The sequence below is a fragment of the Alphaproteobacteria bacterium genome (assembly GCA_005883305.1).
Classification (GTDB): domain Bacteria; phylum Pseudomonadota; class Alphaproteobacteria; order Sphingomonadales; family Sphingomonadaceae; genus Allosphingosinicella.
The window spans coordinates 644,396-665,676 of record VBAC01000001.1; the positions used below are offsets into that span (position 1 = coordinate 644,396).

Here is a 21,281-nt window from a genome sequence, read left to right on the forward strand (position 1 = left end):
GCCGGGCTGGTCAATCACTTATCGGCTGTTTATCTGCCAGTCGTTGGCGCTTTGCGACGAGGGGAGAGCGGTGAATGGCTGAACGCGAGTCCATGCCCTACGACGTGGTGATCGTCGGAGCGGGACCCGCGGGGCTTGCCGCTGCGATCCGGCTCAAGCAACTAGCCAATGATGCCGGGCGCGAGCTCTCCGTCTGCATCCTCGAAAAGGGCTCCGAGGTCGGCGCTCACATCCTCTCCGGAGCGGTGGTCGATCCGCGTGCGCTCGACGAGCTGCTGCCGAACTGGAAGCAGCTCGACAGCCCGCTCACCGTCCCGGTCGCCAGCAACGAGCATTGGGTGCTGACGGAGCGAAAGAAATACGGCTTCCCGCACATCCTGATGCCGCCCTTCATGTCCAACAAGGGCACGTACACGCTGAGCCTCGGCAATCTGTGCCGCTGGCTCGCCGGGCAGGCCGAGGCGCTCGGAGTCGAGATCTTCCCGGGCTTCGCCGCCGCCGAAGTGCTGTTCAACGAGGACGGGTCGGTGAAGGGGGTGGCGACCGGCGACATGGGCGTTGCCCGCGACGGCACGCACAAGGCCGACTACCAGCCCGGAATGGAGCTTCACGGCCGCTACACTTTCTTTGCCGAAGGCGCGCGCGGTCACCTGACCAAGGAGCTCAAGCGCATCTTCGAGCTCGAGGCGGGGAGCGAGCCCCAGGTCTACGGCATCGGCCTCAAGGAGCTGTGGGACATCGCCCCGGAGAAGCACGAGCCCGGCCGGGTGATCCACACCCAGGGCTGGCCGCTCGACGACGCCTGGGGGGGCGGCTTCCTCTATCACCAGGCGAGCGGCCAGGTCGCCTTGGGCTTCGTCGTCGCGCTCAACTACAAGAACCCGTATCTGTCGCCGTTCGAGGAGTTCCAGCGCTGGAAGCAGCACCCGGCGATCCGCCACTTCCTCGAGGGCGGCCGCCGCGTTTCCTACGGCGCTCGCGCGATCAACGAGGGCGGCTGGCAAGCGGTGCCGAAGCTGGCCTTCCCGGGCGGCGCGCTGATCGGATGCGCCGCCGGATTCGTCAACGTGCCGCGGATCAAGGGCAGCCATACGGCGATGAAGTCCGGCATGCTCGCCGCCGAATCCGCCTTCGCCGCGATCGCCGCGGAGCGCTCCGGCGATCTTCTCAGCGATTATGAACCTTCGCTCAGAAGCTCCTGGATCGCAAGTGAATTGAAGATGGTTCGCAACGTCGAGCCGTTGGTCGCCAAATGGGGCGGAACGCTCGGCACCTTGCTCGCCGGCGCCGATATGTGGATGCGCCAGCTGCGCATCGGCCTGCCGTTCACGATGCGCCACCATCCCGACAGCGGGACGCTCTGGCGCAAGGATTTGGCGGAGCCTATCGCCTATCCCAAGCCCGACGGCGCGATCAGCTTCGACCGGCTCTCCTCGGTGTTCCTTTCGAATACCAATCACGAGGAGGACCAGCCGGTCCACCTGACGCTGAAGGACGCGGACGTTCCCGTAGCGGTCAATCTCGCCCAATATGCCGGGCCCGAGCAGCGCTACTGCCCGGCCGGCGTGTACGAGTTCGTCGAGGAGGCGGCCCGACCGCGGCTGCAGATCAACGCGCAGAATTGCGTCCACTGCAAGACGTGCGACATCAAGGATCCCACCCAGAACATCAACTGGGTCGTGCCGGAAGGCGGAGGAGGCCCCAATTACCCCAACATGTAAGCTCAGCCTCGGCGCGCTGTTGCTCGGCGCGCTCGTGCTCTCTTCCGCCGCGCAGGCCCGGGTCGAGCGCTCCCCGCTCCAGTCCTATGTCGAGGCGCGCGCCGCTTCCTCCGCAGGCGCGTTCGACCGGGCCAGCCAGGGCTATGTCGCCGCGCTCGCCGCGGCGCCCGAAAACGACATGATCGCCACCCAGGCGCTCTCCCACGCGGTCACCGCCGGCGATTGGCGCCTTGCGCTGGATGCCGCCCACCGGCTCGAGAGCCGCCGGGTCCTGCCTCCCGACGCCCGGCTGCTGCTCGTCGCCGAGGCTTTCCGGGAGCGCGACTGGACGGCGGCCAAGTCCCGGATCGATGCCGTGCAGAGCGATCAGCTGTTCGCCTTCATGGTACCGGTGCTGCGCGCCTGGCTGGCCTACGGCTCGCGCCAGGGCGACCCGCTCGCCGCTCTGCCGGCGCCCGGAGGGCAGGGCGTCGCCGCCGCTTATGCCGCCGAGCACCGCCCGCTGCTGATGCTCGCGCTCAATCGTCCCGGCGCCACCGCCGAGCTGGTCCGCGCCGCCGCCTCGGCCGGAGCGCGCGGGCAGCGCCTGCGAATCGCCGGCGCCGCCTTGCTCGCGAAGCGCGGCGAGCGGGAAGCGGCGCTCGCCCTGCTCGAAGGCAATGGCGCGCCGATCGTCGCCGCGCGCGCTCTGGTCGGCGCGGGCCAGCCCTTGCCCGGCGCGATCGACGGCGCGGATTCGGCGATGGCCGAATTGCTCGTTCGCCTCTCGCTCGATCTCCAGCAGCAGGAGCTGACCGGCTTGGCTTCGATGTTCGCCCGGGTCGCGACCTGGCTCGCGCCCGACAACAGCGAGACCTGGATGGTCACCGCTGAGCTTCTCGCGCTTCAGGACAAGGAGCGGATCGCCGTTCCGATGCTGGCCAACGTGCCCGCCGGCGATCCCTTCGCGATCGCCGCGCGCGACCAGCGCATCCGGATCCTGCTCGACGGCGGCGACCGCGAGGCGGCGCTGGCCGAGGCGCTTGCCGCAACCGGCGCGGGCGGGGCGGGAGCGACCGATTGGGTTCGCCTCGGCGAGGTCTATGCCGCGATGCACCGGCAGAACGAGGCGGCCTCCGCCTTCGCGCGCGCGATCGAAATCCGCCGCGACGGCGACGGCGCCGAGGCCGAATGGGTGCTGTGGCTGATGCGCGGCGGCGCGCTCGACGAGGCGGGCAACTGGCCCGAGGCGCGGACGGCCTTGCGCAAGGCCTACGCCCTCGCGCCCGAACAGCCGTTCGTGCTCAATTACCTCGGCTACGCCCAGCTCGTCCGGCGAGAAGACGTGGCGGGGGCCGAGCGGCTGATCCGTGAGGCGCACCGTCGCGCGCCGGACAGCAACGCGATCACCGATTCGCTGGGGTGGGCGCTCTATCTGAAGGGCGAGCTTCCCGAAGCGATCACCCTGCTGGAGCAGGCTGCCCAAGGAGAGCCGGCCGACGTGGAGATCAACGAACATCTCGGCGACGCCTATTTCGCCGCCGGCCGCCGGGTCGAGGCCCGCTTCGCCTGGATGGCCGCCTCGGTCTACGCCGAGGGGGATGCGGCGACCCGGATCGCGGCCAAGATCGAAACGGGACTCACGCCGCAACTGGCGGCGCGGTGAAAATCCTCCCCGGAACGGGGAGGGGGACCGCGCGCGAAGCGCGTGGTGGAGGGGCCGAAGCGCGTCCACCTCCTCGGCCCCTCCACCGTCCTGGCGGACGGTCCCCCTCCCCGTTCCGGGGAGGAATATGACCCGCGGCGAAACCGCCTACGCCAAGCTCAACCTCGCGCTTCACGTGCGGGCGCGGGAGGCGGACGGCTATCACCGGATCGAGACGATCTTCGCCTTCTGCGAGGAGGGCGATATCCTGACCGCGCGTCCTGCGGAGGAGCTCACGCTGGAGGTGACCGGTCCGTTCGCCGGGCGGCTGGCCGGCGAAACCGACAATCTGGTGCTGAAGGCCGCCCGCGCGCTCGGCCTGTCGGCGGCGCTTACGCTCGACAAGCGCCTCCCGGTCGCCGCCGGCCTCGGCGGCGGCTCGGCCGACGCGGCGGCGCTTCTGCGTCTCTACGGCGGCGGCGAGGCCGTCGCCCGCGCGCTCGGCGCCGACGTCCCCGCCTGCCTGCTGAGCCGCACCACTCGGGGAGAGGGAAGGGGCGACGACATCGAGCCGGTCGAGATCGAGGGGCTCTCGGGAGCGCCGATCCTGCTCGTCAATCCCGGCGTCCCTCTCTCCACCGGCGCAGTTTTTTCGGCCTGGGACGGCAACGACCGCGGTCCGCTGGAGCGGTGGGAGGAAGGCCGCAACGACCTCGAGGCGCCGGCCATCGCCCTGGTCCCGATCATTGCCGATGTGCTCGGCGCCCTCGGCGATGCCCGCATCGCGCGCATGTCGGGCTCCGGCGCGACCTGCTTCGGGCTCTATGACGACGAGGGGGCGCGAAACTCCGCCGCGAAACGCATCGCCGCCGGCAGGCCCGGCTGGTGGGTGTCCCAAACCAGGCTCAAATGACCCGCCAGTCCCTCCCTGGAACAGCGAGGAACGGCCGTTAACCATCGAAAGCCGCGGGAATCCGTTCTGGCACGGCCCTTGCTCTCCTGATGCCCGACGAGTCGAGGCGCGATTGTAACGCGCCGACATTCGCCCGCGGCCCCCGCCTCCACCGGACGGGCGCCGCGGAAAATTACGGCCGGGCCGCCAGCGTATCGGGCAGCCCGGCCTTTTTTTGCCCATTCCCGCCACCGTGCCCTCGATCTGAGCGGGAAGGACGACTGTCGACGCCGCGTTCCACCGGGCACCGGATCCGTCCGGTTCGACGCGCACCCCCTCAAAAAGCTTGACGGGGCGCGCCAAGGGTCGGAAATCGGACGGCAATGAGGGAGTGGTTTCGGCGCCGCTATCTCGACCTGCTTGGGTCGATCTACATCTATAACGAGCATCGCGGCTATACGAGCATCGATCGTATCCTCGACGCCGTCCGCAGGCGCACGCCCGAGGACACCGCGTTCATCGCGGCGATCGAGCGCCACCGCGCCGACGAGCGCAAGCATTATGTGATGTTCAAGCGCTGGTTCGAGCTTCAGGGCAAGATGCCGCTCGAGGTCGGCCGCACGTGCGGGCATATCGACCGCTTCGTCGAGATCATGTTCCGCCGCGGCATCGACGATCTGGACACCGACAAGGTGATCTGTGACGACCGTTTGTTCGAGCGGCTCTGCCGGGTGATCTCGCTCACCGAGAAGCGCGGCTACAAGATGGTCGAAGTCCTGCTCGACCATCCGATCGTCAAGCGCGACAAGATTCTGATCAAGATCTTCCGGGTGATCGAGAAGGACGAGCCCGGCCATTGGGCCCCCTACGATCGCTGGCTGAAGGCGCACGGGCGGCGCGAGCCGAGATGGTGGGAGCGGGCGATCGACTCGTTCATCCATTCGGAATTGCTGGTGCTGAAGCTGCCGGTCCTCTTCCTCAACCCGCGGCTGAAGCGGCGCACCCAATGGGCCGACGCCGCGGATCCCGCCGAGCCGCTCGCCTCGCCGGTCCGGGCCGCGGCCTGAGCCGGCCGCCATGCGCATCCTCCTGACCGGCTCATCCGGGTGGCTTGGCCGCTTTCTCGCGCCGCGGCTGCGTGCGGTGGGTCATGAGGTGACCGGCCTGGACGTCGCGGCGGGCGCGGACACGGCAGTGATCGGATCGGTCGCCGACAAGGCGCTGGTCGAGCGCACGTTCGGCGAGAACGGCATCGAAGCGGTGATTCACTCCGGCGCTCTGCACAAGCCGGACATCGTCCGCTACCCCGAAAGCGCGTTCGAGGCGGTCAACGTCGAGGGGACACGAAACCTGCTCGACGCCGCGGTCGCGGCGGGCAACGACCGCTTCGTCTTTACCTCGACCACTTCGCTGATGATCTCGGAATCGCTCCGCTCCGGCGCGCTCGCGCAAGCCGCCTGGCTCGACGAGGATTCGCCGCCGGCGCCGCGCAACATTTACGGCCTGACCAAGCTCGCCGCCGAGGCGCTGTGTCGGGAGGCCAACCGCGCCCACGGGCTCGATATCGCGATTCTGCGCACCGGCCGGTTCTTTCCCGAAGACGACGACACGCATCGCGACCTTTCCGGGCCGAACAGGAAGGCCAACGAGTTCCTGAACCGCCGTCTGACCGTGGAGGACGCTGCGGAAGCGCATGTCGTGGCGCTCGACAAGGCGCCGGGCCTCGGCTGCGAGACCTTCATTCTCTCGGCGCCGACGCCGTTCTTGCGGGAGGAATGCGGGGAGCTGGCGCGCGACGCGCGCGCCGTCATCTCGCGCCATTATCCGGCGGCCGCGGCCCTCTACGCGGAGGCCGGCTGGTCGCTGCCGGCCCGGATCGACCGGGTTTACGATCCGGCGAAGGCCGAGCGGCGGCTCGGCTTCCGTTGCCGGACGGACTTCGCCGCGATCCTGGCGGCGCTGGCCGGCGGGCAGCAATTGCCCTTCGTCCACGATCCCTCCTATGTCTCGCCCAAGGAACGCTGAGGAGGGCAACATGCTGAAACGGGCATTGGCGATCGTTCTGGGCTGGGCCACACTGACGGGCATGCAGGCGGCGCCGGCGCCTCGGCTGGAGATGTGGCGGCTCGATTGCGGCGATTTCCAGATCAACGACATCAATGCCTTCATGTCGGACACATCGGAATATCCGGCGCGGCCGAAGCGCCTTGTGGGCAGCTGCTACCTCATCAGGCATGGGGACCAGTATTTGCTTTGGGACTCGGGCATGCCCGCTGCGCTCGTCGGCCATCCCGACGTCAATCCGACGATGACCGTCAGCTTGCGTTCGAGCATCATCGACCAGCTGGCCCGGATCGGTGTCCGCCCGGAGCAGGTCGCGATGATCGGCATCAGCCACTATCACGGCGATCATACCGGTCAGGCGCGCGCATTTCCGGGCGCGCGCTTGTTGATGGGCGCAGAGGACATCGCCGCGATGCGTACCCGGCCCGCGGAAGGGCAGGCCGATCTCGCTCACTGGTTGAGCGGCGGAGGGCAGGTGACGGAGGTGCGGGGCGATCATGACGTGTTCGGCGACGGCAGCGTGACGATGCTGGGCCTCCCCGGCCACACGCCCGGCCATCACGGCCTTCTCGTCCGCCTGGCCTCGGGACTAGTCCTGCTCTCCGGCGACGTCTATCATTTCGCCGAGCAGGTCGCGCATCGCGGCGTGCCGCCGTTCAACACCGATCGCGCCGATTCGCTGGCCTCGATGGACCGGTTCGACCGGCTCGGGCGGAACCTCCACGCGCGGGTGATCATCCAGCACGAGCCGGCCGACGTCGCCAAGCTGCCCGCTTTTCCGGCCTCGGCGCGGTGACTTGTCCTCTCCGGGCGCATGGGTTATTATGACCTGAAAGCTGGGAAAAGAGGTCAGAATGGACGCTCGCGCCACCGAATTTGGCTCCGCCGAAGCCAAAGCCCGCTTTTCCGAGCTGCTTGCCAGAGTCGAAGCGGGCGAAACCATCACCATTCGCCGGCATGGCAATGCGATAGCCAAGCTGACGCCGGTCAAACCAGTCCTCAGCGTTGAGGAGCGGCGGCGAAAGCTCGAAGAGTTTTTCGCCTGGCGTAAGGAGCACGGTCCTCGGCTCCAGCCCGGAGACGATCTGAAGCAATGGATCAACGAGGGGCGGCCCTGATGGGGGCCGTCGTCGACGCTTCGGTCATTCTCAACTGGTATTTCGAAGATGAAGACGAGGCAGGCACGCTTATTCTGCGCGAACTGGTTGACCAGAAGATCCTCGTTCCCGTTCACTGGCAAGCTGAGGTAGGCAACGGGATTTTGGTCGCCGAAAGGCGTGGGCGGGCCGCGGCAGCACAGATCAGCCGGCTGTTCGATCTTCTAGACACGCTTGAAATGGAGGTCGACGAGGATGGCGCGACCGCTGTGTTTGCACGGGTGCTCCCGCTCGCGCGAGCGCACCGGCTGACCATCTACGACGCGCTCTACCTCGAGCTTGCCGAACGCCGGGGCGTCCCTCTCGCAACGCTCGACAATGCCTTGGCGAAAGCGGCGGCGTCGGTCGGCATCGCCGTTATCGGAAGGGATTAACATGAAAGCCTTGCTTTCCCGTGCGCCGGGCGGTCCCGCCACGCTCGAATTGGCGGAAATCGACGATCCCGTTGCCGCACCGGGCCAGCTGCTCGTCCGGGTCAAGGCCTGCGCGATCAACTATCCCGACGTGCTGATCATCGAGGACAAATACCAGTTCCGGCCCGAGCGGCCCTTCGCCCCGGGCGGGGAGATCGCCGGGACCGTCGAGGCCGTCGGGGAGGGCGTCTCCGGCTGGCGGGAGGGCGACAGGATCATCGCCATGCTCGGCCATGGCGGGCTTGCCGAGAAGGTCGCGGTGCCGGCCGCGACAGCACTTCGGCTGCCCGAGGGGCGCAGCTTCGAGGAAGGATCGGGCCTGATCCTGACCTATGGCACCACCATCCACGCCTTGCTCGACCGCGGCCGGATCAGGGAAGGGGAGACCCTTCTCGTGCTCGGCGCGGCAGGGGGCGTCGGCATTGCGGCGATCGAGCTCGGCAAGGCCTTCGGAGCGCGCGTGGTCGCTGCCGTCTCCTCGGAGGAGAAAGCCGAAGCGGCGCGTGAGGCGGGGGCGGACTCGACGATCGTCTATCCGCGCGGCCCGTTCGACAAGGAGGGGAGCAAGGCCCTCGCGCAGCAATTCAAGGATGCTGTGGGGCCGGGGGGCGCCGACCTGATCTACGATCCCGTCGGCGGCGATTATACCGAGGCGGCGCTTCGAGCGATCGCATGGGAGGGGCGGCTGCTTGTGGTCGGCTTCCCCGCCGGCATCCCGAAGCTTCCGCTCAACCTCACCTTGCTCAAGAGCTGCGACGTTCGCGGAGTCTTCTGGGGCGCCTTCGCCGCGCGCGATCCCGCCGCCAATGCGGCGCACGTGCAGACCCTGTTCCGCCTGTGGGAGGAGGGCAGGATTTCCCCCCGGATCAGCCGCACCTGGCCGCTCGCGCGGGGCGGCGAGGCGATCGCTCACATGGCCGCGCGCCAAGCGGTGGGCAAGCTGGTCGTGACGATGGAGTGATTTTTCCTCTCCTCGATTTCGAGGGGAGGGGGACCAGGCGAAGCCTGGTGGAGGGGCCTCTCGCCCCGGAAGGGGGCCCCCTTCACCGCACGTCGTGCGGTCCCCCTCCCCTGCAAATGCAGGGGAGGATCGGTTGCGCCCATCCTTGCCGCGGCCTATCTGGAGCGCGAACCCTCAGCAGCTAGGACCGCCATGACCCAGTTCGACGACCGCGAGAAGGCATTCGAGAATATGTATGCCCGCGATCAGGAAATGCAGTTCAAGATCGTCGCTCGGCGCAACCGCCTGCTCGGCCAGTGGGCCGCGAAGAAGATGGGGCTGACCGAGGCCGAGGCCGACGCCTATGCAAGGGACGTGATCCGCTCCGACTTCGAGGAGGCGGGCGATCACGACGTGGTGCGCAAGCTCCTCGGCGATCTGACCTCGGCGGGCGTCGAGATCGACGAGGCCGCCATCCGCGCCGCGCTCGACCACAAGACGGTCGAGGCCCGCCGCCACTTCATCGAGGCCCAGGGCTGATGCCCATGCCGGCTGAACAGATCGAGACGCTGATCCGCGAGGGCATTCCCGACGCGCGGGTGGAGATCGTCGATCTGGCCGGCGACGGCGATCATTACGAGGCGCGGGTCGTGTCCGAGAGCTTTCGCGGCCTGCCGCTCGTCCGCCAGCACCAGCGCGTCTATCAGGCGCTCGGCGGGCGGATGGGGACCGAGCTGCACGCGCTGAAGCTCAGCACCGCCGCGCCCGAATAAGGAGCTACACCATGACCGACGTCCGCGAGCGCATCGACGCCATTGTAAAGAAAAACGACATCGTCCTGTTCATGAAGGGCACGCCGCTCTTCCCGCAATGCGGCTTCTCCAGCCGGGCGGTCGCGATCCTCGATCATCTCGGCGTGAAGTTCGATACCGTCGACGTGCTCCAGGACCCGGAGATCCGCCAGGGCATCAAGGATTATTCGGACTGGCCGACCGTGCCCCAGCTCTACCTCAAGGGCGAATTCGTCGGCGGCTCCGACATCATGATGGAAATGTACGAGGCCGGCGAGCTCCAGCAGCTGGTCGAGGAGAAGCAGGTCGCCCGCGCCTGAGGCGGCCTTCGCCGGCGCCGTGAGGTTTCGCCAAAAGGAAAGGGCGGGCAGCGCGACCGGAAAGTGCGCCAGGCCCGCCCTCGAGAGTGGAACCGTGTGGACGCATCTATCCTTTCACTCTCCGTGCCAGAGCGCGAAAAGCGCGGAATTCCGTCATTCTCCACGGTGAACGGGAATTAACCAGCCACCCTCGATGTAAAGCGGGCCGACAGACTGGGCTGTCGTTCATATTCCATTCAGCACCGGAATGACTACTCGTGTAGTCACACATCGGGAGCGATCGGAATGGAGCGGATCGGCGAGGCCGAATATGCGGTGATGGAGGTGCTCTGGAAGGACGCGCCACTGACCGCCGCGGAGGTCGCCGAGCGAGTCCCCGGCGAGCGCGGCTGGAGCATCCGCACGGTCAAGACGATGCTCGCCCGGCTGCTGGCCAAGAACGTCCTCACCCACGAGGAGGACGGACGCCGCTACCTCTACCGCCCTGCCATCGCGCGCGCCGATTATGTCGCTCAGGAATCGGGCCGGCTGATCGACCGCATGTTCGGCGGGCGGGTCACGCCGCTGGTCGCCCATCTCGCCGAGCGGGACCGGCTGAGCGAGGCGGACATCGCCGAGATCGAGGCGCTGTTGAAGGCGCTCAAGTCGTGACCGGCTGGTTCTTCGCCAATCTCGGCTGGGCAAGCCTCGTCATGCTGCTGGTCCTGGCGGTCCGCCGGCCGGTCGCGGCCTGGTTCGGCGCCGGCGCCGCCTATGCCTTGTGGCTTCTGCCGGCGCTTCGGCTGGTCGTTCCGCCTTTGCCGTCCTTCGCGCCGGACCTGCCCGCGCTCGCGCCGCCGGAGACATTGATCGTCTGGGCCGGCGACGCCTCGCCGCTCCCCGGCGCCTCCGGCCCTTCGCCCTGGATGCCGATGGCGATCGGCCTGTGGGCCGCCGGGGCGCTCGCCTTGCTCGCCTGGCAATTCCTCGCCTACCTGCGCTTCCGCGCCGAGATCGACGGCAGCGCGCGCCCGCTCGGCCTGCATCGCGGGCTCCAACTGATCGAGAGCGCCGCGGTGCAGGGCCCCGTCGCTCTGGGCCTCCTCGATCGGCGGATCGTCGTGCCGCCCGATTTCGGTGCCCGCTACACGGCCGAGGAGCAGCGCCTGGCGCTCGATCACGAGGCGATCCATCACCACCGCGGCGACCTGTGGTGGAACCATCTCGGACTGCTGGTGCTCGCCGCCAACTGGTTCAACCCGGTCGCATGGCTCGCCTTCCGCGCCTTCCGCGCCGACCAGGAGCTGGCCTGCGACGCCGCGGTCGCCGCCTCCGCAACGCCCGACGCCCGGCTCGATTACGCCCGGGCGCTGATCAAATCCGCGAGCCGGCCGGGGCTCATCGCCACCTGCCCGCTCAACCATGCAGACCAACTGAAACGGAGATTGAAGATGATGAAGACCCACAAAGCGAGCCGGCTGCGCCTGCTTGGCGGCGCGGCGGCCGTAGGGAGCCTCGCCGCGATCAGCCTCGCGCTGGGTGCTCCGGGCCTCGCCGCGGAGCAGACGGCCCCGCAGGCCGCGCCCGGGCAGGGCGAAGCCGCGCCGCCGGCCGAGCGGCGCGAGGAGCGCGTCATCGTCCACCGTATCGAGCATGGCGATCGTGCCCCGGGCGCCGCCTCCGGGACCCACGCCGACGGCGACCATCACGAGCGCCGGATCGTCATCATGACCGACGATCATGATCGCGCAGGCGGCCATGCGGCCCAGGGCGATCATCCGCAGGTCCACACCTTCACCCTGCACCGGGGCGAAGGCGGCGACTCGGCCGGCATCCATGCCGAACATATGGCGATGGCGGACTGCGCCGGCGGCCAGGCGACCGAAGTCAACGAAGGCGACGCCCACGACCGCACTCGGGTCGTGCTCTGCAGCCGCGGCAACGCCACTCCGGCCGAGCGCGCCGAGCGGCTCCAGAGCGCTCGCCACCGGCTGGCCGGAAACAGCGAGCTCAGCGCCGAGGCCAAGGCGCGGGTCACCGCCGCGCTCGACCGCGAGATCGCCCGGCTGAGGGGCCAATAAAGCCGCCGCCTTCACTTCCATGGCCGGCAGTGCCACATGCCGGCCATGGAGGATTTTCCGACGGGAATTGTCGAACAGGCCGGGCCGGGCGTTCGCCGCGTTCTGGCGCCCAATCCGTCGCCCTTCACCTATACCGGCACGCAGACCTATATCGTCGGCGCCGGTCCCGTGGCGGTCATCGATCCCGGACCCGATTCGCCCGAGCATGTCGCGGCGCTGACGGCAGCGGTCGGCGGGGCCGAGGTGGTCGCCATCCTCTGTACCCACACCCACCGCGACCACAGCCCGGCGAGCCGCGCCCTGGCCGCCGCGACCGGCGCTCCGATCGTTGGCTGCGCCCCGCTCGCGCTCGAGGACGACGGCCCGCGCGCGGACGCGGCGTTCGATTTCGATTATCGGCCGGATCGGGTGCTCGCCGACGGCGAGACCCTGAATGGCGACGGCTGGACTCTGCGCGCGGTCGCCACCCCGGGCCACACCTCCAACCATCTCTGCTTCGCGCTCGAAGGATCGGGCGTGCTCTTCACCGGCGACCATGTCATGGGCTGGTCGACGACGGTCATCGCCCCGCCCGACGGCGACATGGCCGCCTACATGAAGAGCCTCGACCTGCTCCTGGCCCGGGACGACCGGATCTATTTTCCCGCCCACGGCCCGGCGGTCGAGAAGCCCAAGGCGCACGTGCGCGCCCTGATCGTCCACCGCCGGATGCGCGAGAAGCAGATCACGAAGCTGCTGGGCCAAGGGGAGGGGCGGATCCCGGCGATGGTCGAGGCGATGTATGCCGGCACCGATCCGAGGCTCTATCCCGCCGCCGGCCGCTCGGTTCTCGCCCATTTGATCGACATGGAGGCGCGCGGCCTGGTCCGCACCGAGGAGGGGCGATGGACTCTCGCCGCCTGAAGCTCGCGCTGCTGGTCGGCCCGCTGCTGCTCGCTCTGGCGGTCGGCGGCCTGATCGCGCTCCTGCTCCGGCCGGCGGCGACCGCGCCCGGGTCGGACGCCGAGGCGATCGCCAATTCCGCTATGCTCTCGATCCGCGACGAGGGGCGGATGACGGTTTTCGTCGGCCGCTTCGTCGCCGTGGTCACCGCCAGCGAGACCCGCCTCGGCCTCACCGCGCGCAAGACCCTGATCATGCCGGGGAGCGTCCGCTACGGCGTCGACCTCTCCCGGCTCACGCGCCGAAGCCTCGCCTGGGACGGCGCGATGCGCACGCTGACCGTGACTATGCCGCCCCTTGAAATCGCCGGCCCCGAGATCGATTTGGGCAATGTGCAGCAATATTCGGAAGGGGGCATCGTGATGGCTCTCACCGGCGCCGAGCGGACGATCGACCAGGCCAATTCACGAAGCGCGCAGGACGATCTCATGCGCCAGGCGCGCGAGCCGGCTCCGATGACTCTGGCGCGGGGCGCGGCGATGCGCAGCGTGGCGAGGAGCTTCGCCATGCCGCTTCGCGCAAGCGGCATCGACGCCAGCGTGGCGGTGGAATTCCTTGGGCCCAACGGCCGGGAGGAAGCCTATTTCCTTGATCGGCCGCGGCGGATCGACGAAGCCGTGCGCGACCGGCAAGCCACACGCTGAGCCCCCGGGGAGTGAGATGAACGCACCGAATATCAGCCTCAAGGGCCTCGACCTGCGCGCCGAGCTCGATCGCCTGCGCACGGAGCGCAACGCGGTGATCCTCGCCCATTATTACCAGGCGCCGGAGATCCAGGACCTCGCCGATTTCGTCGGCGACAGCCTCGATCTTTCGCGCAAGGCGCAGGCGACCGACGCCGACGTCATCGCCTTTTGCGGCGTTCGCTTCATGGCCGAGACGGCGAAGATCCTGTCGCCCGACAAGATCGTCGTTCTGCCCGATATGAACGCCGGCTGCAGCCTGGAGGACAGCTGCCCGCCCGATCAGTTCGCGGCTTTCCGCGCCCAGCATCCGGACCATATCGCGCTGACCTACATCAACAGCTCGGCGGAGGTGAAAGCGCTCAGCGACATTATCGTCACCAGCTCGTCGGCGCAGACGATCCTCGACCAGATCCCGAAGGAGCAGAAGATCATCTTCGGCCCCGACAAGCATCTCGGCGGCTATCTCGCGCGGACGCTCGGGCGCGAGATGCTGCTCTGGCCGGGCGTGTGCATCGTCCACGAGGCCTTTTCGGAGACGGAGCTGCTGAAGCTCAAGGCGAAGCATCCGGGCGCTCCGGTCCTCGCCCACCCCGAATGCCCGCCGCACATCGTCGACCATGCCGATTATGTCGGCGCGACCTCGGGAATCCTCAAATATGCGCTGGAATCGCCAGCCGACCTGCTGATCGTCGCCACCGAGCCGCACATCATCCACCAGATGGAGAAGGACGCCCCGCACAAGACGTTCATCGGAGCGCCCGGAGCGGACGGCAACTGCAACTGCAATGCGTGCCCCTATATGGCACTCAACACGCTGGAGAAGCTCTACGTCGCGCTTCGCGACCTCCAGCCGAGGATCGAGATCGAGGAGGGCCTGCGCCTCCGGGCGAAGGCGTCGCTCGACCGGATGCTTGAGATGGCGGCAAGCACGGTCGGCAAGGGCGACGTCGGCAAGCCGCTGATCAGGGGGGATCGAGTAATAACCGCTCGCCCGGCCGCCTCACCCAATCGGCCCCGGCGGCGGATATCGGGCTGGGTTTCGAGTTGAGCCATCCGCCGCGTTAACTTGTTCCCCGGCGAAGGCCGGGGTCCAGGCCCGGCGCTCGCCGGGTTTGGGACGCGAAGAAAAGCCTCCGGCTCCTGGGCCCCGGCCTTCGCCGGGGAACGATTCTGAAGCACCCTTCGAAGGCCCGTCTCGAAGGACAAACTCAGTCCCTCCTCAGGATGAGCGTGATCGTTTCGAAGTCTGCTTGACCCCCTCGACTATCACCTCCCCGGCCTTCACCGCCACCACCTTCTCCCACGCAATGCGCCGCCCGCCGCCGTGCCCGGTGAAATGGCGACGCAGGGCGCCCGGGCCGATGCCGAGGGCGGTGATCCTGCCCTTCGCGCAATGCACCTCGCGAACGCGCCCCAGGATCTTGCCGTCATCGGCGCGCACTCGGGCATTGTGGAGATCAGACAACCGCATCGGGCATTCCCGTCCGGTCCAATATCTTCTGCGCGCGGCGCTCGGCCCAGCCGAGGCCCGCGGCGCCGGCGCTGCACTTGAGGTGAACGGCGCTGGAGATGCTGTCGACCTCCTTCCAGTCGACCTTGACGATCCTGTCTCCGGCGACCAGCCGGGCGATCCAGGCCATCCACCCCGGCAGGCGCGCGCGATAGGCGCCCGGGCCGACCAGGATCGCGGCGACCTTCGCCGCCTTGCCGGGGCCGCCGTCGAATTCGAGGTCGTCGACGACACCGCAATATTCGCCGTCGCAATCGACGATCTGCAGGTCGCGGACGTCCGCCGCCAGATCCATGTCGCCGCCGGGCTTCACGATTGGCCCCCCGAGGTGATCAGGTAGAGCGGAAGCGCGGCGAGCGCTGCGGCGACGATCAGCGCGTAATAGCCCCAGCCCAGGACCTTGCTCAGCGCCCCGTTGGCGTGCCGGCGCATGTAGCGCCGGTCGCCGGCGAGAAGAAGCAGCGGCAAATAGGTGAGGGGCAGGACGAGGATCGAGCTGACGACCGCATATTCGGCCAGCTGGATCGGCTCGATTCCGGTGAGGACCAGAACGAGCGCCACCGCGAAGACGGCGATCCAGCACAAGGTGAAGCGCGGCGCCTCCCTCGGCGGGCGATGCCGGCCCCAGCGCCAGCCGAAGAACTGGCTGACCGAATAGGCGTTGGCGAGACACGTCTCGATCGCCGCGCCGCTGATCGCGAACAGCATTCCGAGCAGGGCGATGAACAGGCCGGTGGATCCGAACGGGATCGCGGATTCGAGAGCCACGGTGCCGAGCATCTCCGGGGAGATGCCCCGCGGGCCGAACAATTGGGCCGAAAGCGCCAGGAGCGAAACGGCCAGCAGCGAGCCGAGCGCGAAGCCCATGATCGCGGTCACCCGGTTGGTGCCGAGATCCTTCTCGCCCCATTCGTCCTCGATCGCGCCCGAGGAGTAGAAATAGGTTTCGTAGGGAAACATGACCGCGCTGATGATCGCCACGGCGAAATAGGCATAGGCCAATTGGTGCGAGGGGCTGCCCTGCGGGACTTGCGGGACAAGCCCGCCGGCGATCTCCGCCCACGGTGGATTTATCGCCACCAGAGCGGCGCCGAACACGAGCATGAACAATCCCAGCAGCCCGTAGACCCGCTCGATCCATTTGAAGGGCAGGAACCAGATCGAGGCGACGAAGACCAGAGTGACGGCCACCGCCAGCAGGGCCGTCGGAAGCCCGGTAAAGAGATGGGCGAGCAGGGCCACTCCGCCGATCTCGGCCGCGCAGGTGACCGTGTTGGCGAAGAGCGAGGCGGCGAGGGTGATCAGCCCCCATTTGAGGCCGAGCCGGTGGCGCATCAGGTTGAACACCGGCTGCTTGGCGATCGCCGCGACCCGGCCGCTCATCTCGCCGAAGACCATGATCCCGACCGTGGCGAGAGCGATCACCCAGACGAGCGCATAGCCGAACTGCGATCCGGCCTGAGAGACGAAGACCAGCTCGCTGACGTCGACGAAGCCGCCGACCGCCGTCAGGATGCCGAGGGCAAGCTCAGCGGGCTTCAAGGCGTTGCTCGAGCGCTTGCGCCCGGCGAACCCGGGCCCGCAGCGCTGCGGCGGGCGGATCGCCCTTCACTTCGGCGAGGGCGAGGATGGCTGCGGAATTGGGACTCGGTGAGCGCCGCGCGGCCGCCGCCGTCGCGTCGAGCTCGCTTCGGGCCTCATCGCGCATTTGCCGGGCGTAGGTGCCCGGCAGCGTGCCGTTCATCTCGGCGAGCAGGGCCCATTCGGCGAGCACGGAGCGGCTCGTCCTCGCCTGCCCGAGCTCGCGTTTCGAGTCGCTGCACGCAGCGGCCAAAGCCAGGACGATCAGGGCGGGGAAGGCGCGTGGCATGCACGCTCAACCCCGAGGCGGCGGCGTCGTTCCGAATGGGAAACAAGCGCTTGAGCCGCGGCGCGGTTTCGGGAACAAGCCGCCGTCATGGCCTTCCAGCTCGACGCCTTCGATCTCGACCGCTTCGTCGCCGCCACTCTGGCGGAAGACCTCGGCGAGGGCGGGGACATCACCTCCGCGGCCGTCATCCCCGATGACGCGCGCTTCGACGGGGTCATGCGGACTCGCGAGGCGATCGTGCTTGCCGGCCTTCCCGTCGCCGAGGCCTTCTTTCGCGCGCTCGATCCGGAGGTAAGGCTCGAACGTGCGATTGAGGACGGCGCCCATGCGGAGAGCGGCGAGGTCCTCCTGACCCTGCACGGCAATGCTCGCGCCCTGCTCACTGCCGAGCGTTCCGCGCTGAATACGCTCCAGCACCTCTCCGGTATCGCCACCCTAACCCGCCGCTATGTCGATGCCATCGAAGGCACCGGCGCCATCCTGCTCGACACGCGCAAGACGATCCCGGGCCTTCGCGCGCTCGAGAAATACGCGACACGCACGGGCGGCGCGCGGAACCACCGGATGGGCCTGTGGGATTCGGCGATGATCAAGGACAATCATGTCGCGGTCGCCGGATCGGTGGGGGAGGCGGTTCGTCGCGCCGCCGCGGCGGGGATCGAGCGGATCATCGTCGAGGTCGACCGCTTCGACCAGATCGCGCCCGCACTCGAGGCCGGAGCCACCCATTTGCTGCTCGACAATATGGGCCAAGCGGCACTGCGCGAGGCGGTCGCCGAAGTGGCGGGGCGCGTTCCGACCGAGGCGAGCGGCGGCGTCACGCTGGAGACGATCCGCGGCATCGCCGAGACCGGCGTGACCTACGTCTCGGTCGGCCGCCTCACCCAGTCCGCGCCCGCGGCGGACATCGGGCTGGACTTCGAGTTGAGCCATCCGTCGCTTTGACGTTCCCCGGCGAAGGCCGGGGTCCAGGCCCGGCACTCGCCGGGCTCGAACGCGAAAGAAAAGCCTCCGGCTCCTGGACCCCGGCCTTCGCCGGGGAACGGCTCTACCTCTAAAGCTCCCTCCGCCCGATCACCTGGCCCTCGATCACCGCCGTTTCCGGGTGATGCTTGTCGAGCCATTTGCGCACGATCTTCACGTTGCGGCTGTTGGAACGGAAGAAGAGATCGGGGATCGCGCCGATCCACGGGATCGCGCCGAGCAGGAAATCGACTCCGACATTGCCGCTCATCCGCGCGATCTGCCACTTCGACATGCCGAGGTTGCTCGCCTCCCAGACGATCCACGCGCCCAGGCCGGCCCCGATCACGTCGCCGACCACCGGAACGAGATCGAGCAATACGTCGAGCCCGAAATTCTGGTTGGTGCCGGGGATGGTGAAGCCGCGCTCGAGCAGCTTCTCCATCGCCTCGACCCGGCGGCGCACGGAGGCGGCGTCGCGGCCGAGCGGCAGCCTGTTCATTCCGGCCTGGAAGTCCTGGGGATTGATCGGCATCATTCGCGCTCCGCGATCAGGGTGGTGGCCGGGTGGCGCGCGAAGGGATTGGGGCGAAAGCCCGTCAACCGCGGCGACACCAGGGACCAACGCACCGGCGCGGTCAGCGCTATGAACGGCGCAAGGGCGCTAAGGATGCGGTCGGCCTCGGCGAAGCGGGCCTGGCGCTCCGCCGGGTTGGGTGCCGCCCGGGCGGCGAGAAGCGCCTGATCGGCCGCGGGGTCGCAGATCGCGCTCGCGTCGCAGGCGAAATGGCGCAGGTACCAGCTGGCGAGATTGGCCGGCGCGACCTGGTCGATGAGGATGAGGTCGGCAGGCGCTCCAGGCATCACGGCCTCGGCCTCGACCCCGATCATTCGCCAGTCGCGCCTGAGATGCGCGAAAACGAGGCGGTAGCCGGGGCCAGCGGGCATGGCCACGCGCAGCCGCAGCGGCTCCGGCATGGCCGCGATCGCCTGCGCCGCCGCGGCCCGTCGGGCGTCGAGCGGCAGCGCCGCCCAATCCGGCTGCGAAGGGGCGACGAGCTCCTGGATGCCGGGCGGGACGATCGCCGCGCGGGGGGCAAGTCGCGGAGCGCCGATCGCCGCCGCCAGCGCGTCGCGATCCACTGCCATCGCCAGCGCCCGCCGAATGGCCGGGTCGGCGAGCGCCGGCGAAAGGGTGAAGGCGAGGCCGAACAGGCCGTTGACGGGATCGAAGATGAGCTGGCTGGCGGCAAGGTCGGCGGCGCGGGCGATCGGCAGGTCTCCCGCGGTGCCGCCGACGACCATGTCGGCCTGGGCCTGGGCGAAGCGGGCCACCGCGAGGGCGCCGCGCTCGCCGCGCAGGAGAATGTCCGGACCCTCGCGCGCGGCCTCTTCGTCCTCGCCCCGCGGAAGCTCCAGCCGCGCCGCAGCCCCCTCCATCCGGGCCAGCCGGTAGGGCCCGGTTCCGCCATTGCTGCGCAGGATCGCCATTTCGGGCTGGGCGAGGAGCTGGAGGAAGTTCGGGCGCGGCCCGCGAAGCGTGATCTCGAGCACGAAATCGGTCATCGCCACGACATTCTCGACCGCGCCCAGGACGGGCTTGAGCGGGTTGCGGCTGGCCCGGCTAAGCGCCGCCCGCAGGCGGCTGGCGACCTGCTCGGCGGTGACCGGCGTTCCGTCGGCCCAGGAGGCCCGGCGAATTCGGAAGGTGTAGCGCAGGCCGTCGTTGGACACGACCCAGCTTTGCGCCAGCGCCGGCTCGATCTCGCCTTGGGCGTCGAAATGGACGAGGCCCTGGGCCACCGCCTCGGCGAGGAAAGCGGACGGGGCGTCGAGCGGCTGGAGGTTGGCGTTGGCCAGGGCGGGGGGCGCCCCGATCGCGCTGATCCGGACCGGACCCGCCTCTTCCCCGCCGCAGCCGGCAAGCGCCAGCGCGGTCGCCATGAGCGCCGCACGGGCCACTACGCGAATCGCCATAGGCACGACGATACCCTATGCCGCCCCCCAAAATCTCCTCCGCTTTTACCCCTCCTTCACCAACCTCGATTACCTCCGTAGGATGGACCGTAACCCCGAAGACCGCCCCGCCCACGAGCTCGGCCACGACCTGACGCCGCGCCGCGCCCGGCGGGTCGAGGGTGGAGGACAGGCGAGCCTGGCCGACGAAAACCGCGGTGGAATCGCCGTCACCGTGCGCAACATGTCCAGCGCCGGTTTCATGGCGGAATGCGCCGAACCGGTTCGGATCGGATCCTACATCAACCTCGATATCCCCGGCATCGGAACGGTCGAGGCGCAGGTGCGCTGGCAGATCGGCAGCCGGCTGGGAGGCATGTTCCTCGATCCCATCACTCTTGCGCGATGCGAATGGACCGGGGAAAAGGCTCCCGCCTGAGCCGCGGCTGCTTACGGGCTGAAGGGCTGGTCGTCGTCGTCGTCGAACAGGACGCCCGTGGCCATCAGGATTCCGCCGATGACGATCAGCGCGAACAAGGCCGGCGGAAACCAGCTGCCGCCTTCCAATTGACTTCCGCCTCCCGGCGCGCCGGCGCGCTGAACCGATGGCTGGATCGACAAAGGCTGAGCGGACGGCTGGGCCACGACCGGGCTGGCCGAAAGGGCGAGCGCGGCGCCGAATGCTATACTCTTACGCAACATGGAGATTTTTCCTTCCCGCTGACGAATTGACTCCGCAGCGCTGAACCGCCCGTTTCAGAAATGGCTGCGCCCTCTGCGGCGATCCGCCCGCGTGGCGCGATGGCCGACGAGCGCCTTCGCCGAAGCGGTAGGAAGGGTTGGTGAGCCGTTCGTTGGTGCGGACGGCGGGACTCGAACCCGCACGCCCATGGGGCAGAAGATTTTAAGTCTCCAGCGTCTACCGGTTCCGCCACGTCCGCACGGTGTGCATCATATCAGCGTCGTGCCGTCACGCGAGTGAATCGCGTGACGTCGGTCCTCAACCAGTTGAGGCGGGCCGGCCTTCGCCGAGTCTCGCGGTAAGTCGCGCTCGCTCCGCTCTGCGCGCCTTGCCGCGCGCCGGCTCGGCTCAGACGTTTAAGCGCTCGCGCATTTCCTTGCCTGGCTTGAAATAGGGCACGCTCTTGGCGGAGACGTCCACCGCCTCGCCGGTGCGGGGGTTGCGGCCCTTGCGCGCGTCGCGACCGCGGGTCGAGAAGGCGCCGAAGCCGCGCAACTCGACACGGCCGCCGGTCTGGAGCTGCTCGATGATCGAATCGAAGAATGCGGTGACGACCCGTTCAACCTCCTTGAGGGTCAAATCGGGATGGTCGTCGCATAGCTTCTGAACCAGCTCTGATCGGATCACGTC

At 68.5% G+C, this 21,281-nt stretch carries 27 protein-coding genes and 1 tRNA gene; 19 read left to right on the plus strand and 9 right to left on the minus strand.

Features of this window, described 5'->3' with window-relative positions; all coding sequences use genetic code 11:
- The first annotated feature begins 74 nt into the window (after window positions 1-74).
- The 17 genes from E6G92_03115 (at window position 75) to nadA (ending at window position 14,658) form a co-directional block, all read left to right on the plus strand.
- On the plus strand, window positions 75-1,721 hold the full coding sequence (locus E6G92_03115; protein ID TMJ18834.1) for an electron transfer flavoprotein-ubiquinone oxidoreductase: 1,647 nt from the start codon (window positions 75-77) through the stop codon (window positions 1,719-1,721).
- A gap of 19 nt (window positions 1,722-1,740) precedes the next feature.
- A complete protein-coding gene (locus E6G92_03120; GenBank protein ID TMJ18835.1) occupies window positions 1,741-3,366 on the plus strand; it encodes a tetratricopeptide repeat protein in 1,626 nt (541 codons plus the stop codon).
- A 127-nt stretch (window positions 3,367-3,493) separates the two neighbouring features.
- Entirely contained in the window at window positions 3,494-4,258 is a 765-nt protein-coding gene (locus tag E6G92_03125) for a 4-(cytidine 5'-diphospho)-2-C-methyl-D-erythritol kinase (GenBank protein ID TMJ18836.1), read from the plus strand.
- A gap of 362 nt (window positions 4,259-4,620) precedes the next feature.
- Complete coding sequence (locus E6G92_03130; protein ID TMJ18837.1) at window positions 4,621-5,304, plus strand: ferritin-like domain-containing protein; 684 nt, start codon at window positions 4,621-4,623, stop codon at window positions 5,302-5,304.
- Window positions 5,305-5,314: 10 nt separating this feature from the next.
- Window positions 5,315-6,262 carry an NAD(P)-dependent oxidoreductase gene (locus E6G92_03135; protein TMJ18838.1) on the plus strand — a complete coding sequence of 316 codons (948 nt, stop codon included), beginning with the start codon at window positions 5,315-5,317 and terminating at the stop codon, window positions 6,260-6,262.
- Between the two features lie 61 nt (window positions 6,263-6,323).
- Window positions 6,324-7,097, plus strand: a complete 774-nt coding sequence (locus tag E6G92_03140; protein TMJ20680.1) for an N-acyl homoserine lactonase family protein — start codon at window positions 6,324-6,326, stop codon at window positions 7,095-7,097.
- A gap of 58 nt (window positions 7,098-7,155) precedes the next feature.
- Window positions 7,156-7,419 carry a type II toxin-antitoxin system prevent-host-death family antitoxin gene (locus E6G92_03145; GenBank protein TMJ18839.1) on the plus strand — a complete coding sequence of 88 codons (264 nt, stop codon included), beginning with the start codon at window positions 7,156-7,158 and terminating at the stop codon, window positions 7,417-7,419.
- Window positions 7,419-7,832 carry a type II toxin-antitoxin system VapC family toxin gene (locus E6G92_03150; protein ID TMJ18840.1) on the plus strand — a complete coding sequence of 138 codons (414 nt, stop codon included), beginning with the start codon at window positions 7,419-7,421 and terminating at the stop codon, window positions 7,830-7,832. The genes E6G92_03145 and E6G92_03150 overlap by 1 nt, the downstream gene beginning before the upstream one ends.
- A 10-nt stretch (window positions 7,833-7,842) precedes the next feature.
- A complete protein-coding gene (locus E6G92_03155; protein TMJ20681.1) occupies window positions 7,843-8,832 on the plus strand; it encodes an NADPH:quinone oxidoreductase family protein in 990 nt (329 codons plus the stop codon).
- 192 nt (window positions 8,833-9,024) lie between these two features.
- Entirely contained in the window at window positions 9,025-9,351 is a 327-nt protein-coding gene (locus E6G92_03160) for a DUF1476 domain-containing protein (GenBank protein TMJ18841.1), read from the plus strand.
- Window positions 9,351-9,584 (plus strand): BolA family transcriptional regulator, encoded by a 234-nt coding sequence (locus tag E6G92_03165; protein TMJ18842.1) that lies wholly within the window; start codon window positions 9,351-9,353, stop codon window positions 9,582-9,584. The genes E6G92_03160 and E6G92_03165 overlap by 1 nt, the downstream gene beginning before the upstream one ends.
- 11 nt (window positions 9,585-9,595) lie before the next feature.
- Complete coding sequence (grxD, locus tag E6G92_03170; protein TMJ18843.1) at window positions 9,596-9,922, plus strand: Grx4 family monothiol glutaredoxin; 327 nt, start codon at window positions 9,596-9,598, stop codon at window positions 9,920-9,922.
- Window positions 9,923-10,207: 285 nt separating this feature from the next.
- Window positions 10,208-10,573 (plus strand): BlaI/MecI/CopY family transcriptional regulator, encoded by a 366-nt coding sequence (locus E6G92_03175; GenBank protein ID TMJ18844.1) that lies wholly within the window; start codon window positions 10,208-10,210, stop codon window positions 10,571-10,573.
- Window positions 10,570-11,982, plus strand: coding sequence for a hypothetical protein (locus tag E6G92_03180; protein TMJ18845.1), 1,413 nt, complete (start codon window positions 10,570-10,572; stop codon window positions 11,980-11,982). Before E6G92_03175 ends, E6G92_03180 begins: the two co-directional genes overlap by 4 nt.
- Window positions 11,983-12,018: 36 nt before the next feature.
- Window positions 12,019-12,885, plus strand: coding sequence for an MBL fold metallo-hydrolase (locus E6G92_03185; protein ID TMJ18846.1), 867 nt, complete (start codon window positions 12,019-12,021; stop codon window positions 12,883-12,885).
- A complete protein-coding gene (locus E6G92_03190) occupies window positions 12,867-13,568 on the plus strand; it encodes a DUF4230 domain-containing protein (GenBank protein TMJ18847.1) in 702 nt (233 codons plus the stop codon). Before E6G92_03185 ends, E6G92_03190 begins: the two co-directional genes overlap by 19 nt.
- A 16-nt stretch (window positions 13,569-13,584) precedes the next feature.
- Window positions 13,585-14,658: a quinolinate synthase NadA gene (gene nadA, locus E6G92_03195; protein TMJ18848.1), complete on the plus strand. Its 1,074-nt coding sequence runs from the start codon at window positions 13,585-13,587 to the stop codon at window positions 14,656-14,658.
- Between the two features lie 171 nt (window positions 14,659-14,829).
- Here nadA and E6G92_03200 read toward each other — a convergent pair whose 3' ends face one another.
- From E6G92_03200 to E6G92_03215, 4 genes are read right to left on the minus strand one after another with little or no spacing between them, the layout of a single operon-like run.
- Window positions 14,830-15,081, minus strand: a complete 252-nt coding sequence (locus E6G92_03200; protein ID TMJ18849.1) for a hypothetical protein — start codon at window positions 15,079-15,081, stop codon at window positions 14,830-14,832.
- Window positions 15,068-15,433, minus strand: a complete 366-nt coding sequence (locus E6G92_03205) for a PRC-barrel domain containing protein (protein ID TMJ18850.1) — start codon at window positions 15,431-15,433, stop codon at window positions 15,068-15,070. The genes E6G92_03200 and E6G92_03205 overlap by 14 nt, the downstream gene beginning before the upstream one ends.
- Window positions 15,430-16,722 carry a divalent metal cation transporter gene (locus E6G92_03210; GenBank protein ID TMJ18851.1) on the minus strand — a complete coding sequence of 431 codons (1,293 nt, stop codon included), beginning with the start codon at window positions 16,720-16,722 and terminating at the stop codon, window positions 15,430-15,432. The genes E6G92_03205 and E6G92_03210 overlap by 4 nt, the downstream gene beginning before the upstream one ends.
- Window positions 16,649-16,990, minus strand: coding sequence for a hypothetical protein (locus E6G92_03215; GenBank protein ID TMJ18852.1), 342 nt, complete (start codon window positions 16,988-16,990; stop codon window positions 16,649-16,651). Before E6G92_03215 ends, E6G92_03210 begins: the two co-directional genes overlap by 74 nt.
- 87 nt (window positions 16,991-17,077) lie before the next feature.
- On the opposite strand from E6G92_03215, the gene nadC reads away from it, so the two are divergent.
- Window positions 17,078-17,935: a carboxylating nicotinate-nucleotide diphosphorylase gene (gene nadC, locus E6G92_03220; protein TMJ18853.1), complete on the plus strand. Its 858-nt coding sequence runs from the start codon at window positions 17,078-17,080 to the stop codon at window positions 17,933-17,935.
- A 109-nt stretch (window positions 17,936-18,044) separates the two neighbouring features.
- Here nadC and E6G92_03225 read toward each other — a convergent pair whose 3' ends face one another.
- Together E6G92_03225 and E6G92_03230 are read right to left on the minus strand one after the other, a co-directional pair.
- Window positions 18,045-18,488, minus strand: coding sequence for a DUF4112 domain-containing protein (locus tag E6G92_03225; GenBank protein ID TMJ20682.1), 444 nt, complete (start codon window positions 18,486-18,488; stop codon window positions 18,045-18,047).
- Window positions 18,488-19,930, minus strand: coding sequence for an ABC transporter substrate-binding protein (locus E6G92_03230; protein ID TMJ18854.1), 1,443 nt, complete (start codon window positions 19,928-19,930; stop codon window positions 18,488-18,490). Before E6G92_03230 ends, E6G92_03225 begins: the two co-directional genes overlap by 1 nt.
- Before the next feature lie 82 nt (window positions 19,931-20,012).
- On the opposite strand from E6G92_03230, the gene E6G92_03235 reads away from it, so the two are divergent.
- Entirely contained in the window at window positions 20,013-20,348 is a 336-nt protein-coding gene (locus E6G92_03235; protein ID TMJ18855.1) for a hypothetical protein, read from the plus strand.
- Between the two features lie 11 nt (window positions 20,349-20,359).
- Here the strand turns inward: E6G92_03235 and E6G92_03240 are convergent, their stop codons facing one another.
- The 3 genes from E6G92_03240 to E6G92_03250 form a co-directional block, all read right to left on the minus strand.
- Entirely contained in the window at window positions 20,360-20,611 is a 252-nt protein-coding gene (locus E6G92_03240; GenBank protein TMJ18856.1) for a hypothetical protein, read from the minus strand.
- A 153-nt stretch (window positions 20,612-20,764) separates the two neighbouring features.
- A tRNA-Leu gene (locus tag E6G92_03245) sits at window positions 20,765-20,850 on the minus strand.
- A gap of 149 nt (window positions 20,851-20,999) precedes the next feature.
- On the minus strand, window positions 21,000-21,278 hold the full coding sequence (locus tag E6G92_03250; protein TMJ18857.1) for an integration host factor subunit beta: 279 nt from the start codon (window positions 21,276-21,278) through the stop codon (window positions 21,000-21,002).
- Window positions 21,279-21,281: the final 3 nt, after the last annotated feature.

Excerpts from the sequence above, each read along its gene's own strand:
- E6G92_03235 (TMJ18855.1), top strand. The coding sequence starts at position 20,013 with ATGGACCGTAACCCCGAAGACCGCCCCGCCCACGAGCTCGGCCACGAC.
- E6G92_03185 (TMJ18846.1), top strand. The coding sequence starts at position 12,019 with ATGCCGGCCATGGAGGATTTTCCGACGGGAATTGTCGAACAGGCCGGG.
- E6G92_03130 (TMJ18837.1), top strand. The coding sequence starts at position 4,621 with ATGAGGGAGTGGTTTCGGCGCCGCTATCTCGACCTGCTTGGGTCGATC.
- E6G92_03200 (TMJ18849.1), bottom strand. The coding sequence starts at position 15,081 with ATGCGGTTGTCTGATCTCCACAATGCCCGAGTGCGCGCCGATGACGGC.
- E6G92_03240 (TMJ18856.1), bottom strand. The coding sequence starts at position 20,611 with ATGTTGCGTAAGAGTATAGCATTCGGCGCCGCGCTCGCCCTTTCGGCC.
- nadA (TMJ18848.1), top strand. The coding sequence starts at position 13,585 with ATGAACGCACCGAATATCAGCCTCAAGGGCCTCGACCTGCGCGCCGAG.
- E6G92_03145 (TMJ18839.1), top strand. The coding sequence starts at position 7,156 with ATGGACGCTCGCGCCACCGAATTTGGCTCCGCCGAAGCCAAAGCCCGC.
- E6G92_03135 (TMJ18838.1), top strand. The coding sequence starts at position 5,315 with ATGCGCATCCTCCTGACCGGCTCATCCGGGTGGCTTGGCCGCTTTCTC.
- E6G92_03175 (TMJ18844.1), top strand. The coding sequence starts at position 10,208 with ATGGAGCGGATCGGCGAGGCCGAATATGCGGTGATGGAGGTGCTCTGG.
- grxD (TMJ18843.1), top strand. The coding sequence starts at position 9,596 with ATGACCGACGTCCGCGAGCGCATCGACGCCATTGTAAAGAAAAACGAC.
- nadC (TMJ18853.1), top strand. The coding sequence starts at position 17,078 with ATGGCCTTCCAGCTCGACGCCTTCGATCTCGACCGCTTCGTCGCCGCC.
- E6G92_03150 (TMJ18840.1), top strand. The coding sequence starts at position 7,419 with ATGGGGGCCGTCGTCGACGCTTCGGTCATTCTCAACTGGTATTTCGAA.
- E6G92_03165 (TMJ18842.1), top strand. The coding sequence starts at position 9,351 with ATGCCCATGCCGGCTGAACAGATCGAGACGCTGATCCGCGAGGGCATT.
- E6G92_03225 (TMJ20682.1), bottom strand. The coding sequence starts at position 18,488 with ATGCCGATCAATCCCCAGGACTTCCAGGCCGGAATGAACAGGCTGCCG.
- E6G92_03190 (TMJ18847.1), top strand. The coding sequence starts at position 12,867 with ATGGACTCTCGCCGCCTGAAGCTCGCGCTGCTGGTCGGCCCGCTGCTG.
- E6G92_03125 (TMJ18836.1), top strand. The coding sequence starts at position 3,494 with ATGACCCGCGGCGAAACCGCCTACGCCAAGCTCAACCTCGCGCTTCAC.
- E6G92_03230 (TMJ18854.1), bottom strand. The coding sequence starts at position 19,930 with ATGGCGATTCGCGTAGTGGCCCGTGCGGCGCTCATGGCGACCGCGCTG.
- E6G92_03115 (TMJ18834.1), top strand. The coding sequence starts at position 75 with ATGGCTGAACGCGAGTCCATGCCCTACGACGTGGTGATCGTCGGAGCG.
- E6G92_03140 (TMJ20680.1), top strand. The coding sequence starts at position 6,324 with ATGCAGGCGGCGCCGGCGCCTCGGCTGGAGATGTGGCGGCTCGATTGC.
- E6G92_03160 (TMJ18841.1), top strand. The coding sequence starts at position 9,025 with ATGACCCAGTTCGACGACCGCGAGAAGGCATTCGAGAATATGTATGCC.
- E6G92_03215 (TMJ18852.1), bottom strand. The coding sequence starts at position 16,990 with ATGCCACGCGCCTTCCCCGCCCTGATCGTCCTGGCTTTGGCCGCTGCG.